This is a genomic window from Streptococcus sp. CL9.43, from assembly GCF_049737935.1.
GTDB lineage: Bacteria > Bacillota > Bacilli > Lactobacillales > Streptococcaceae > Streptococcus > Streptococcus infantis_I.
This window is the reverse complement of the sequence record NZ_JBKOTS010000001.1, coordinates 421,951-435,367: the sequence shown is the minus strand read 5'-3', so window position 1 is coordinate 435,367 and position 13,417 is coordinate 421,951. Positions and strand designations below refer to the sequence as shown.

General features: G+C 41.0%; 12 protein-coding genes. 11 read left to right on the top strand and 1 reads right to left on the bottom strand.

Annotated elements, in window-relative coordinates; genetic code table 11:
- The first annotated feature begins 71 nt into the window (after positions 1 to 71).
- The 11 genes from gndA to tig all read left to right on the top strand — a co-directional run bounded on the left by gndA (position 72) and on the right by tig (position 10,955).
- Positions 72 to 1,496, top strand: coding sequence for an NADP-dependent phosphogluconate dehydrogenase (gene gndA / locus ACLNCS_RS02080; protein ID WP_045614364.1), 1,425 nt, complete (start codon positions 72 to 74; stop codon positions 1,494 to 1,496).
- 11 nt (positions 1,497 to 1,507) lie between these two features.
- Positions 1,508 to 2,197 (top strand): response regulator transcription factor, encoded by a 690-nt coding sequence (locus ACLNCS_RS02075; protein WP_006147978.1) that lies wholly within the window; start codon positions 1,508 to 1,510, stop codon positions 2,195 to 2,197.
- A 95-nt stretch (positions 2,198 to 2,292) separates the two neighbouring features.
- On the top strand, positions 2,293 to 3,210 hold the full coding sequence (locus tag ACLNCS_RS02070; RefSeq protein WP_424847007.1) for an N-acetylmuramoyl-L-alanine amidase family protein: 918 nt from the start codon (positions 2,293 to 2,295) through the stop codon (positions 3,208 to 3,210).
- 122 nt (positions 3,211 to 3,332) lie between these two features.
- A complete protein-coding gene (gene mvk, locus ACLNCS_RS02065) occupies positions 3,333 to 4,211 on the top strand; it encodes a mevalonate kinase (RefSeq protein ID WP_070677085.1) in 879 nt (292 codons plus the stop codon).
- A complete protein-coding gene (gene mvaD / locus ACLNCS_RS02060) occupies positions 4,193 to 5,146 on the top strand; it encodes a diphosphomevalonate decarboxylase (protein WP_070677086.1) in 954 nt (317 codons plus the stop codon). The genes mvk and mvaD overlap by 19 nt, the downstream gene beginning before the upstream one ends.
- Entirely contained in the window at positions 5,133 to 6,146 is a 1,014-nt protein-coding gene (locus tag ACLNCS_RS02055; RefSeq protein WP_070677087.1) for a phosphomevalonate kinase, read from the top strand. Before mvaD ends, ACLNCS_RS02055 begins: the two co-directional genes overlap by 14 nt.
- Positions 6,124 to 7,125: a type 2 isopentenyl-diphosphate Delta-isomerase gene (gene fni, locus ACLNCS_RS02050; protein ID WP_424847004.1), complete on the top strand. Its 1,002-nt coding sequence runs from the start codon at positions 6,124 to 6,126 to the stop codon at positions 7,123 to 7,125. The genes ACLNCS_RS02055 and fni overlap by 23 nt, the downstream gene beginning before the upstream one ends.
- Positions 7,126 to 7,223: 98 nt before the next feature.
- On the top strand, positions 7,224 to 7,922 hold the full coding sequence (liaF, locus tag ACLNCS_RS02045) for a cell wall-active antibiotics response protein LiaF (protein WP_281137748.1): 699 nt from the start codon (positions 7,224 to 7,226) through the stop codon (positions 7,920 to 7,922).
- Positions 7,919 to 8,908, top strand: coding sequence for a sensor histidine kinase (locus ACLNCS_RS02040; RefSeq protein WP_281137749.1), 990 nt, complete (start codon positions 7,919 to 7,921; stop codon positions 8,906 to 8,908). The genes liaF and ACLNCS_RS02040 overlap by 4 nt, the downstream gene beginning before the upstream one ends.
- 18 nt (positions 8,909 to 8,926) lie before the next feature.
- Positions 8,927 to 9,559 carry a response regulator gene (locus ACLNCS_RS02035; RefSeq protein ID WP_424847001.1) on the top strand — a complete coding sequence of 211 codons (633 nt, stop codon included), beginning with the start codon at positions 8,927 to 8,929 and terminating at the stop codon, positions 9,557 to 9,559.
- 112 nt (positions 9,560 to 9,671) lie between these two features.
- On the top strand, positions 9,672 to 10,955 hold the full coding sequence (gene tig / locus ACLNCS_RS02030; protein ID WP_424846999.1) for a trigger factor: 1,284 nt from the start codon (positions 9,672 to 9,674) through the stop codon (positions 10,953 to 10,955).
- A gap of 44 nt (positions 10,956 to 10,999) precedes the next feature.
- On the opposite strand, the gene recD2 is transcribed toward tig, so the two are convergent.
- A complete protein-coding gene (gene recD2, locus ACLNCS_RS02025; protein ID WP_424846997.1) occupies positions 11,000 to 13,366 on the bottom strand; it encodes an SF1B family DNA helicase RecD2 in 2,367 nt (788 codons plus the stop codon).
- Positions 13,367 to 13,417: the final 51 nt, after the last annotated feature.

Genomic DNA, 13,417 nt, shown 5'->3' with positions numbered 1-13,417 from the left:
TTGTTATAAAATTCTTTCTTTTCACAGATAAACGTGATAAAATAAAACATATTAAATAAGAGGAGTGTCACATGACAAAAGCAAACTTTGGTGTTGTTGGTATGGCCGTAATGGGTCGTAACCTTGCCCTTAATATTGAATCTCGTGGCTATACAGTTGCCATTTATAACCGTAGTAAAGAAAAAACAGAAGATGTTGTTGCTTGCCATCCTGAAAAGAACTTTGTGCCAAGCTATGATATCGAAAGCTTCGTAAACTCTATCGAAAAGCCACGTCGTATCATGCTTATGGTTCAAGCAGGACCTGGTACAGACGCAACCATCCAAGCCCTTCTTCCACACTTGGACAAAGGCGATATCTTGATTGATGGAGGAAATACGTTCTACAAAGATACTATCCGTCGTAACGAAGAGTTGGCAAACTCAGGTATCAACTTCATTGGTACAGGTGTTTCTGGTGGTGAAAAAGGTGCCCTTGAAGGTCCTTCTATCATGCCTGGTGGACAAAAAGAAGCTTATGAATTGGTAGCAGATGTTCTTGAAGAAATCTCTGCAAAAGCACCAGAAGATGGTAAACCATGTGTGACTTACATCGGTCCTGATGGAGCTGGTCACTATGTGAAAATGGTCCACAATGGTATCGAGTACGGTGATATGCAATTGATTGCAGAAAGCTATGACTTGATGCAACACTTGCTTGGACTTTCTGCAGAAGACATGGCTGAAATCTTTACTGAGTGGAACAAAGGCGAATTAGACAGCTACTTGATCGAAATCACTGCGGATATTCTTGGACGCAAAGACGACGAAGGTCAAGATGGTCCAATCGTAGACTACATCTTGGATGCTGCAGGAAACAAGGGAACCGGTAAATGGACTAGCCAATCAGCTCTTGACCTTGGTGTGCCATTGTCACTGATTACTGAGTCAGTATTTGCGCGCTACATTTCAACTTATAAAGAAGAACGTGTACACGCTAGCAAGGTACTTCCAAAACCAGCCGCTTTCAAATTTGAAGGAGACAAGGCTGAGTTGATTGAAAAGATCCGTCAAGCCCTTTACTTCTCAAAAATCATCTCTTACGCACAAGGTTTTGCGCAATTGCGTGTAGCTTCTAAAGAAAATAACTGGAACTTGCCATTTGCAGATATCGCATCTATCTGGCGCGATGGATGTATCATCCGTTCTCGTTTCTTGCAAAAGATTACAGATGCTTACAACCGTGATGCAGACCTTGCTAACCTTCTTTTGGATGAGTACTTCTTGGATGTAACAGCTAAGTATCAACAATCAGTTCGTGATATCGTAGCTCTTGCTGTTCAAGCAGGTGTACCAGTACCAACCTTCTCAGCTGCCATCACTTACTTTGATAGCTACCGTTCAGCTGACCTTCCAGCAAACTTGATCCAAGCACAACGTGATTACTTTGGTGCCCACACATATCAACGTAAAGACAAAGAAGGAACATTCCACTACTCTTGGTATGACGAAAAATAAGTAGGTCAGCCATGGGGAAACGGATTTTATTACTTGAGAAAGAAAGAAATCTAGCTCATTTTTTAAGTCTGGAACTCCAAAAAGAGCAATACCGAGTTGATCAGGTAGAAGAGGGTCAAAAAGCCCTCTCCATGGCTCTTCAGACTGACTATGACTTGATTTTACTGAATGCTCATCTAGGGGATATGACAGCCCAGGGTTTTGCAGAACAGTTGAGTCGGACTAAGCCAGCTTCGGTTATTATAGTCTTGGACCATCGAGAAGAATTGCAAGACCAACTTGAAACAATCCAGCGTTTCGCTGTTTCATATATCTACAAGCCAGTCATTATTGATGATTTGGTGGCTCGTATTGCAGCAATTTTCCGAGGTCGGGATTTTATCGACCAACACTGTAGTCAAATGAAGGTTCCGACATCCTATCGCAATCTGCGTATGGACGTAGAACATCATACTGTCTATCGTGGTGAGGAAATGATTGCCCTCACACGTCGTGAATATGACCTTTTGGCTACCCTTATGGGAAGCAAGAAAGTTTTAACTCGAGAGCAGTTGCTGGAAAGTGTTTGGAAGTATGAAAGTGCGACCGAAACCAATATCGTGGATGTTTATATCCGTTATCTACGTAGCAAACTTGACGTGAAAGGTCAAAAGAGCTACATTAAAACCGTGCGTGGTGTTGGTTACACCATGCAAGAATAGAAAAGCAGTTGCAGTTTTGTAACTGCTTTTTTTGAGTTGTTGAAATGTTGACATATGATTTAATCTTTGCTACAATCATTTTGGAGGAAACAAGAATGAAATTTTTGAAAAAAATGATGCAAGTCGGTTTGGCAGTATTCTTTTTTGTTTTGTTAGCAACAAATACAGTATTTGCGGACACTACAGGTGGACAGTTTGTCGATAAGGACAATAGAAAATATTATATAAAAGATGACCATAAAGCAATCTATTGGCATAAAATAGACGGTAAAACTTACTATTTTGGTGATAAAGGAGAAATGGTAGTTGGCTGGCAATATATAGAAATTCCTGGAACAGGTTATCGTGATGATTTGTTAGATAACCAACCAGTTAATGAAATCGGTCTTCAACACAAGTGGTACTATTTTGATAAAGATGGCGTACTACAAGAGTTTGTTGGCTGGCAACAATTAGAGGCTAAGTATTCGTTAACTGTTGGCAAAAAGCATGGTGAAGGCTTTGAAGGCCCAGAAGTTCTTAAATTAGCAAACTACTACTTTGATCAAGATCACTCATTAAAAACAGGTTGGCTTTATGATCAGTCTAACTGGTATTACCTAGCAAAAACAGGTTCTTCAGGAAAAGACTACCTTGGTGGAGAAAGACGTGCTGGTTGGATTAACGACAATTCGACTTGGTACTATCTCGATCCAACAACCGCTGCAATGCAAACTGGTTGGCAGTATCTTGGTAACAAGTGGTACTATCTCCGTTCATCAGGTGCTATGGCGACCGGTTGGTATCTAGATGGTTCAACTTGGTATTATTTAGATGCTCAAAATGGTGATATGAAAACTGGCTGGATTTATGTCGATAATACTTGGTATTATCTTCGTTCGTCAGGAGCTATGGTGACAGGCTGGTTCCAAGTTAATGGGAAATGGTACTATGCTTATAGTTCAGGTGCCTTGGCTGTGAATACTACTGTAGGTGGCTACTACGTCAACTATAATGGTGAGTGGGTTCAGTAATGAAAACAAGCGATTGTGAAGGAAACAATCGCTTTTTTTGTGAAAATATAATAAAATAGAAAGGAATAAAGTTCTAAAATTTTATCTAGAAACAGACGCTTTTCGTCTGATAGTAGGATTAAATGACAAAAGAAGTTGGTGTCGGTCAGGCACATAGTAAAATTATTTTAATAGGAGAGCATGCAGTGGTTTACGGCTATCCAGCCATCTCTTTGCCTCTTTTAGAGGTTAAAGTGACTTGTCGGGTGGTTCCAGCAGCGACACCATGGCGTCTTTTTGAAGAGGACACCTTGTCCATGGCAGTTTATGCTTCCCTAGAGTATCTGAATATCAAAGATGCATACATCCGTTGCCAAATTGACTCTGCTATTCCAGAAAAACGTGGAATGGGTTCTTCGGCAGCCATTAGCATTGCGGCTATTCGCGCTGTATTTGATTATTACCAAGCAGAACTACCGCGATATGTGTTAGAAATTCTGGTCAATCGCGCTGAGATGATTGCCCATATGAATCCTAGTGGATTGGATGCTAAGACCTGCCTTAGTGACCAGCCTATTCGTTTTATCAAGAATGTTGGTTTTGAAGAACTAGCCATGGACTTGTCGGCTTATCTGGTCATTGCAGATACAGGAGTCTATGGACACACTCGTGAAGCTATTCAAGTTGTAGAGAGCAAGGGTAAGGAAGCTTTACCTTTCTTGTATGCACTTGGAGAGTTGACCCAGCAAGCAGAAGAAGCAATAAAAACAAAAGATGTCGTGAAGCTGGGAGAGATTCTTACCAAAGCACATGGAAATCTAAAGGAAATTGGAGTTAGTAGCTCTGAGGCAGATGCCTTGGTTGAAACTGCTCTCGAACATGGCGCTTTAGGTGCCAAGATGAGTGGTGGTGGTCTAGGAGGCTGCATCATCGCCTTAGTAGCCGACTATCACCAAGCTCAAGATTTAGCTGAAAGATTAGAAGAGAAAGGAGCTGTTCAGACATGGATCGAAAGCCTGTAACAGTACGTTCCTATGCCAATATTGCTATTATTAAATATTGGGGAAAGAAAGCAGAAAAAGAGATGGTTCCTGCGACTAGCAGTATCTCTCTAACCTTAGAAAATATGTATACGGAGACGACCCTTTCTCCTTTACCAGCAGATGCAAAGGCGGATGCTTTTTACATCAATGGTCAGTTGCAAAATGAAGCTGAACATAAAAAGATGAGTAAAATCATTGACCGCTACCGTCCTGAAGGAGCAGGGTTTGTTCGTATCTATACCAAGAACAATATGCCAACAGCAGCAGGCCTTTCTTCAAGTTCCAGTGGTTTATCTGCCTTGGTCAAAGCTTGTAATGCCTATTTCCAACTTGGGCTGAATCGCAGAGAATTGGCCTTGGAAGCTAAGTTTGCGTCGGGTTCTTCATCTCGTAGTTTTTATGGCCCCTTGGCAGCCTGGGACAAGGATAGTGGAGAGATCTATCCAGTTGAGACTGACTTGAAACTAGCTATGATTATGTTGGTCTTGGAAGACCAGAAAAAACCAATTTCCAGTCGAGATGGGATGAAGCTTTGTGTCGAAACTTCTACGACTTTTGATGAGTGGATTCGTCAATCTGAACAAGATTACAAGGATATGTTAGTCTACCTCAAGGAAAATGACTTTAAGAAAGTTGGAGAATTGACAGAGAAGAACGCCTTGGCTATGCATGCTACGACAAAAACTGCAACTCCATCCTTCTCTTATCTGACAGATGCTAGTTACGAGGCAATGGATTTTGTTCGTCAGCTTAGAGAAAAAGGAGAATCTTGCTACTTTACCATGGATGCAGGGCCTAATGTAAAGGTTCTTTGTTTAGAAAAAGACTTGGAACACTTATCAGAACTTTTAGGTCAACGCTATCGCTTAATCGTTTCAAAAACAAAGGATTTGAGCCAAGATGACGATTGTTAAAACTTGTGGGAAGCTCTATTGGGCTGGGGAGTATGCCATTTTAGAACCAGGACAGTTGGCGCTAATCAAGGCTATTCCCATCTATATGACGGCTGAGATTAAAGCGTCTAATAATTATCGACTCTACTCAGATATGTTTTCCTATAGTGTAGACTTGCGACCGGATTCTTCTTATGCCTTGATTCAAGAAACAGTTGCCTTGGTGGAGGAGTATCTAACTGCCCAAGGAGTTGAACCGCAGCCTTTTTCTTTAGACATTCGTGGGAAAATGGAGCGTGAGGGGAAGAAATTCGGCTTGGGTTCTAGTGGCAGTGTGGTTGTTTTGGTCATAAAGACCATGCTTGCCTTCTATGAAAGATTAGCTGACAGAGAACTCTTGTTTAAATTGGCGAGTGCTGTACTTCTTAAACGTGGGGACAATGGCTCCATGGGGGACATTGCCTGTATCGTATCAGAAAACCTCGTCCTCTATCAGTCATTTGACCGCGAGAAAGTGGCACAATGGCTAGAAAAGGAAGAACTGCAAGCTGTATTAGCACGTGACTGGGGCTTTTCTATTAGGAGTGTTGAACCGGTCTTGACATTTGACTTTCTGGTTGGTTGGACCAAGGAAGTGGCTGTATCAAGTCACATGGTCAAGCAAATCAAGGATAATATGAACTCTAGCTTTTTACAGACTTCAAAAGAAACAGTAGCCAACTTGGTAAAGGCTTTGGAGGTAGGTCAAGAAGAAACCATTATTGACTTGCTGGAACAAGCCAGCCAACTTTTAGAAGGCTTGAGTTCAGATATTTACACACCTTTGCTAATGCAATTAAAAAATGCCAGCCGAGACTTGAAAGCTGTTGCTAAGAGTAGTGGTGCTGGTGGAGGAGACTGTGGGATTGCACTTAGCTTTGACCAAGATTCAACCACATTACTGAAAAAACGCTGGGCTGATCTTGGGATTGAGCTCTTGTATCAAGAAAGGATAGGACATGACGATAAATCGGAAGGATGAACACATCCGCTATGCCCTTGAACAAAACAGTACTTATAATAGTTTTGATGAAGTTGAACTGATTCATTCTTCGCTACCCTTATATGACTTAGATGAAATTGATCTTTCGACAGAATTTGCAGGACGAAAATGGGATTTCCCATTTTATATAAATGCCATGACGGGTGGAAGCGATAAGGGGAGAGAAATCAATCAAAAATTGGCTCAGGTGGCTGAAGCTTGTGGGATTTTATTTGTAACGGGTTCCTACAGTGCTGCTCTCAAGGATCCTTCAGATGACTCTTTTTCAGTCAAAACTAGTTACCCTGACCTCCTTCTTGGAACCAATATTGGCTTAGACAAACCTGTAGAACTAGGATTACAAACAGTCAAAGAGATGAATCCCCTTCTCTTACAAGTTCATGTTAATGTCATGCAGGAATTGCTCATGCCAGAGGGTGAACGTCAATTTAGATTATGGAAGCATAATCTGAAAGATTATGCTAATCAGATTTCTGTACCTCTTGTTTTAAAAGAAGTCGGCTTTGGTATGGATGTGAAAACCATTGCTAAGGCATACGAGATAGGGATAAGAACAGTTGATTTGTCTGGTCGTGGGGGAACGAGCTTTGCCTATATCGAAAACCGTCGCAGTGGACAGCGTGACTACCTCAATGACTGGGGGCAATCGACCATGCAAGCTCTTCTGAATGCCCAAGACTGGAAAGACAAGATGGAACTTTTAGTTAGTGGAGGAGTTCGCAATCCACTAGATATCATCAAATGCTTGGTGTTTGGAGCCAAGGCAGTTGGTCTATCACGCACTATGTTAGAGCTGGTTGAAAATTACTCTGTTGATGTCGTTATTTCCATTGTTGAAGGTTGGAAGGAAGACCTACGCTTGATTATGTGTGCCCTTAATTGTAAAAAAATTGAGGATTTGCAAGAGGTCGACTATCTCCTATATGGGAAATTAAAAGAAGCAAAAGACCAAATGTAAAGAAAGAGGTCGGGATTTTAGTCCCGACCTCTTTATCATTCCTCAGACGGATGTGACTTTTGGGATTTGTGATACAATTAAATAGAGAGGACGGATACATGCGAAAATTTCAAATTTTTCTATTTATTGAAGCTTGTTTATTGACAGGAGCTCTGATTATGATGGTATCAGAGCATTTTTCCCGTTTTCTACTGATTTTGCTCTTGTTTTTACTGCTAATTCGATATTATACTGGAAAACAGGGAAATAACTTTATTTTAGTGGCGGTGAGCATCCTATTTTTCTTTATCATCATGCTCAATCCCTTTGTCATTTTAGCCATCTTTGTAGCCTTGATTTACAGCCTGTTCCTGCTTTACCCTATGATGAACCAGGAAAGAGAAGATACCAATCTGGTTTTTGAAGAAGTTGTGACAGTAAAGAGGGAGAAAAATCGTTGGTTTGGAAATCTCCACCATTTTTCAAGTTACCAGACCTGTCGTTTTGATGATATCAATCTCTTTCGCCTTATGGGGAAGGATACCATTCATCTAGAGCACGTGATTTTGAGCAATCATGATAATGTCATTATCTTGAGAAAACTGGTTGGTACGACTAGAATTATCGTACCAGTGGATGTAGAAGTCAGCCTAAGCGTCAATTCTCTGTACGGAGATTTAACCTTTTTTGACCAGCCTAAACGTGCTTTGCGTAATGAGCAATTTCATCAAGAAACCAGAGATTATCTCAAGAGTCCCAAGAGTGTTAAGATTCTTTTGACAACGATGGTTGGAGATGTTGAGGTGGTGAGAGGATGAAAAAGCAACCCTATATTTTAATTGGTGTCACCTCTTTTCTCTTTGTCGCTTTTCTGTTTCGAAGTATTTTTAAGGTCTTAGATTTGGAGTGGACTTCTCTCTTCCAAGATTTAGAAAAGACAGAAAAAGTCCTATTTCTAGCTTTGATGTTTAGTCTTGCCCTTGCTTTTTTATTGGTCCTATTTTGGACAATGGTTGACGAAATTTCAAGAAGAAGAATCCAAGCAAATCTTAAGAATCTGCTGGCTGGTAAAGATATTAAAAGTCTAGGGGATGACGACTTAGACGCAAGTTTTAAAAACCTGTCAGGCAAGCTTGGTTTATTGACAGAAGCCATTCAAAAAGCGGACAATCAAGCCTTGGTCAAGGAAGAAGTGATTATTGAAAAGGAGCGCAAGCGAATCGCGCGTGACTTGCATGATACGGTTAGCCAAGAAATTTTTGCTGCCCATATGATTTTATCAGGACTCAGTCAACAAGCTTCCAGATTAGACAAAGAGAAGATGCAGACACAACTCCAGAGTGTAACAGCTATTTTGGAGACAGCCCAAAGAGATTTGCGTATTCTACTCTTGCATTTGCGTCCTATTGAACTGGAACAAAAGAGTCTGGTTGAGGGGATACAGTTGCTTCTCAAAGAATTGGAAGAAAAAAGTGAACTCAAAGTCAGTTTTAAATATGAGGTAGACGAATTGCCTAAAAAGATTGAGGAGCATGTCTTTCGTATCGTCCAAGAATTGATTAGTAATACTCTCCGTCATGCCCAAGCTTCTTGTCTAGATGTTTATCTTTATCAAACGGAAACTGAATTGCAGTTGAAGGTAGTAGACAATGGTCTCGGTTTTCAGTTAGATGATGTTGATGAACTAAGCTATGGACTACGGAATATCAAAGAACGAGTGGAAGATATGGCAGGGACCGTACAACTACTAACAGCACCGAAGCAGGGTTTGGCAGTGGATATTCGGATCCCCTTGCTTGATTGATTAACAAAAGGAAATAAAATGAAACTATTATTAGTAGATGACCACCAAATGGTGCGTCTTGGTTTAAAAAGTTATTTTGAACTACAAGATGATGTAGAGGTTGTTGGAGAAGCAACTAATGGAGCCGAAGGGATTTCCATGGCCTTGGAGCTTCGTCCAGATGTGATCGTCATGGATATTGTTATGCCTGAAGTCAACGGAATTGACGCAACTCTAGCTATTCTCAAAGAATGGCCGGAGGCTAAAATTTTGATTGTGACTTCTTATCTAGACAATGAAAAAATCATGCCAGTCTTAAATGCTGGGGCTAAAGGCTATATGCTCAAAACTTCGAGCGCAGATGAGTTGCTACACGCAGTTCGTAAGGTAGCAGCCGGTGAATTTGCAATTGAACAAGAGGTCAGCAAGAAGGTAGAATATAACCGTAATCACGTCGAACTGCACGAAGAATTAACTGCGCGAGAACGCGATGTCCTTCAACTGATTGCCAAGGGCTATGAAAATCAGCGCATTGCAGATGAGCTCTTCATCTCCCTCAAGACGGTGAAAACCCATGTTTCCAATATTCTTGCCAAACTTCAGGTCAGTGATCGTACCCAGGCAGCTGTTTATGCTTTTCAACATCATTTGGTGGGTCCTGATGAATTTTAGAGGATATAGGATATAACTGAAGCATGGACGAAAAGCGCATCCATTACTTGAAAAAATTCGCTACTATATGGTATAATGGACTGTATTAAAAATTTTAAGGAGAAATGACAGAATGTCTGTATCATTTGAAAACAAAGAAACAAACCGTGGTGTCTTGACTTTCACAATCTCTCAAGACCAAATCAAACCAGAATTGGACCGTGTATTTAACTCAGTAAAGAAAACTCTTAACGTTCCAGGTTTCCGTAAAGGTCACCTTCCACGTCCTATCTTCGACCAAAAATTTGGTGAAGAAGCACTTTACCAAGATGCAATGAACGCTCTTTTGCCAGACGCTTATGAAGCAGCTGTTAAAGAAGCTGGACTTGAAGTAGTTGCTCAACCAAAAATTGACGTAACTTCTATGGAAAAAGGTCAAGATTGGGTTATCACTGCTGAAGTTGTTACAAAACCTGAAGTAAAATTGGGTGAATACAAAAACCTTGAAGTATCAGTTGATGTAGATAAAGAAGTAACTGACGCTGATGTTGAAGAGCGTATCGAACGTGAACGCAACAACTTGGCTGAATTGGTGATCAAAGAAGGTGCTGCTGAAAACGGCGACACTATTGTTATCGATTTCGTTGGTTCTATCGACGGTGTTGAATTTGACGGTGGAAAAGGTGAAAACTTCTCACTTGGACTTGGTTCAGGTCAATTCATCCCTGGTTTCGAAGACCAATTAGTTGGACATTCAGCTGGTGAAACTGTTGATGTTATCGTAACATTCCCAGAAGACTACCAAGCAGAAGACCTTGCAGGTAAAGAAGCTAAATTCGTAACAACTATCCACGAAGTTAAAGCTAAAGAAGTTCCAGCTCTTGACGATGAACTTGCAAAAGATATCGACGAAGAAGTTGAAACTCTTGACGAATTGAAAGAAAAATACCGCAAAGAATTAGCTGCTGCTAAAGAAGAAGCTTACAATGATGCCGTTGAAGGTGCAGCAATCGATAAAGCAGTTGAAAACGCTGAAATCGTAGAACTTCCAGAAGAAATGATCCACGAAGAAGTTCACCGCTCAGTAAATGAGTTCCTTGGAAACTTGCAACGTCAAGGTATCAACCCTGACATGTACTTCCAAATCACTGGAACTACTCAAGAAGACCTTCACAAACAATACGAAGCAGAAGCTGAGTCACGCACTAAGACTAACCTTGTTATCGAGGCAGTTGCGAAAGCTGAAGGATTTGACGCTACTGAAGAAGAAATCCAAAAAGAAATCGAGCAATTGGCTGCAGATTACAACATGGAAGTTGCCCAAGTACAAAGCTTGCTTTCAGCAGACATGTTGAAACACGATATCACAATCAAGAAAGCTGTTGAATTGATCACAAGCACTGCAACAGTAAAATAATCTGAAAAGATAAAAAACCACCGGATCGGTGGTTTTTTTGTGCTTTATTTTCCGAAAAACTCATCAAGGTCATCTTGGCTAATCCCAATCATGGCTGGGATACTAGTCCAGTTTTCTTCAGTCAGAATGTAAGGTTGATGAGGGTTAATCTGATTTGTGGGTTCGAGAATAGGCTCGTTTAGTTCCTCAGAGATTTCAGTTAAGTCGCTGAAACGTTCAATCAGATAGGTTTTTCGAGCTGTTCCGATATGTTTAGTTGCATAATCAAAGGCTTGAAGTTCACCGAGTAGGATGAGTTTGCTTTTAGCCCGAGTAATAGCAGTGTAGATGAGATTACGCTCTAGCATGCGCTTGCTAGCACTGGTGATGGGAAGAAACACAACTGGGAATTCACTTCCTTGAGATTTATGGATACTCATGGCGTAGGCAAGACGAATCTTGTACCATTCGTTGCGTGGATAGACGACTTCGTTCCCATCAAAATCAATCATCATTTCATCTTGTTTAGATTCAGTGTATTTAGCAGGAATGAGGTCCGTGATGTAGCCTAGATCTCCGTTAAAAACGTTGACTTCTGCATCGTTAACCAAATGAATGACCTTATCTCCACTACGATACTGAAACTGACTTGCTTCAAAACTAATCTGTCCCTTTTGAAGAGGATTGAGCAGTTCTTGCATGAGTTGATTGATGGCATCGATTCCTGCTGCTCCACGATACATAGGAGCTAGAACTTGGATGTCTCGTGCAGGGATGCCACTTCTGATGGCAGCGTCTAGGATTTTTTCAATGGTCGCTGGGATCTGGTTACTAGCGATTTCAAAGTAGGAACGGTCTGCTTTTTTCTGAGTGAAATCTGCAGGTAAAATTCCCTGACGAATCTGACTCGCAAGTGTGACAATGGTTGATTCTTCGCTCTGGCGGTAGATTCGTTCCAAGCGTGTTTGCGGAATACTTGGAATCTGGAGCAAATCAGCTAGAGCTTGACCTGGGCTAACCGAAGGCAACTGATCACTATCTCCTACGATGAGAATTTTACTAGTAGAGGAAATATTTGAGAAGAGTTGATTGGCTAGCCAAGTATCTACCATTGAGAACTCATCTACGATGATAAAATCAGCATCTAGATAATCTTCTAAATGGCTAGTGTCGTCATCTCCAGTCATACCCAAGTGGCGGTGAATGGTTGCACTTGGCAAGTCTGTTAGCTCATTCATGCGACGAGCCGCACGACCAGTTGGAGCAGCAAGGAGAATCGGTAGATTACTTTTATTTCGAAGGTCCAGTCCTTCTAATAGAGCATAGACGGCAATAATCCCATTGATAACAGTGGTTTTTCCAGTACCAGGTCCGCCGGTCAGGATAAAGACCTTGTTTTGGATAGCATCGCAGATTGCCTGTTTTTGAATGGCATCGTATTGGATGCCTAATTCTTCCTCAACAATTGCGATCTGCTCCTGGATGATTTCTGTTTCTTGTTTATCGGTTTCTTCTTTTTCAAGGATACGAATGAGGTGATTGTGAATCCCTTCTTCTGCAAAAAAGAGACTGTTATCAAAGATTTTAGTGTCAACCTGTTGGACTTTTTCTTCTTCAATGAGATTGGACAATTCTTGAGCAAGTTGACTTGGTTCCAGTTCTACAGGACGTGAGGATTCCAGTAGATTTAGAGTCTTTTCTAATAAGTCTCTAGCTTCAACATAAGTATCCCCACTTTCCATACAAGCGTTTAAAAGGCTATGAATGAGTCCTGCTCGGAAACGTTCAGGTGCTTGGCTTTCAATGCCCAATTCTTGTGCTAATTGGTCAGCGATGGTAAAGCCTAAGCCCTTGATATCTTCTACCAACTGGTAGGGATAATTTTCAACGATATCAATAGTTTCCTCTTTGTAGGTATCCTGAATTTGAATAGCTAATTTATTAGGAATGCCATAGTTGGCAAGCTTGGCCAAGATCATTTCAGTCCCGTAGTTGAGACGGAGTGAAGATACAAAGGCCTCACGACTTTTAGAAGACAGCCCTGAGATAGTCTCAAGTTTTTCAGGATGTTCCAGAATTTCATCGATAGTATTTTCCCCATAGAGTTCCACAATCTTTTGGGCAGTTTTGAGACCAATCCCTTTGAAATGGCTACTTGAGAAATACTTGACTAAACCCTTACTAGTTGGTTTTGCTCTTTCGTAACGGGAAATCTGCAGTTGTTCTCCGTATTTGGAGTGTTGGACAATCTGCCCCCAGAAAGTGTATTCTTCTCCCTCGATAACATCAGCCATGGTCCCTGTAACAATGATCTCGAAATCATCAAAGTCCTCAGCATTGGTATCCTCTATATCTAAAAGGAGAATACGGTAAAAGTTGCTGACATTTTCAAAAATAATACGTTCAATCGTACCTGTAAAATAGACTTCCATATAATTCCTTTACATTCCTGAATGAAATTTATCATTCAGAATAGAATGAGA

Bases quoted from the DNA above. Each gene is read 5' to 3' on its own strand.
- ACLNCS_RS02040 (WP_281137749.1), top strand. From the start codon at position 7,919: ATGAAAAAGCAACCCTATATTTTAATTGGTGTCACCTCTTTTCTCTTT.
- ACLNCS_RS02055 (WP_070677087.1), top strand. From the start codon at position 5,133: ATGACGATTGTTAAAACTTGTGGGAAGCTCTATTGGGCTGGGGAGTAT.
- ACLNCS_RS02070 (WP_424847007.1), top strand. From the start codon at position 2,293: ATGAAATTTTTGAAAAAAATGATGCAAGTCGGTTTGGCAGTATTCTTT.
- ACLNCS_RS02075 (WP_006147978.1), top strand. From the start codon at position 1,508: ATGGGGAAACGGATTTTATTACTTGAGAAAGAAAGAAATCTAGCTCAT.
- liaF (WP_281137748.1), top strand. From the start codon at position 7,224: ATGCGAAAATTTCAAATTTTTCTATTTATTGAAGCTTGTTTATTGACA.
- ACLNCS_RS02035 (WP_424847001.1), top strand. From the start codon at position 8,927: ATGAAACTATTATTAGTAGATGACCACCAAATGGTGCGTCTTGGTTTA.
- mvaD (WP_070677086.1), top strand. From the start codon at position 4,193: ATGGATCGAAAGCCTGTAACAGTACGTTCCTATGCCAATATTGCTATT.
- gndA (WP_045614364.1), top strand. From the start codon at position 72: ATGACAAAAGCAAACTTTGGTGTTGTTGGTATGGCCGTAATGGGTCGT.
- tig (WP_424846999.1), top strand. From the start codon at position 9,672: ATGTCTGTATCATTTGAAAACAAAGAAACAAACCGTGGTGTCTTGACT.
- mvk (WP_070677085.1), top strand. From the start codon at position 3,333: ATGACAAAAGAAGTTGGTGTCGGTCAGGCACATAGTAAAATTATTTTA.
- fni (WP_424847004.1), top strand. From the start codon at position 6,124: ATGACGATAAATCGGAAGGATGAACACATCCGCTATGCCCTTGAACAA.
- recD2 (WP_424846997.1), bottom strand. From the start codon at position 13,366: ATGGAAGTCTATTTTACAGGTACGATTGAACGTATTATTTTTGAAAAT.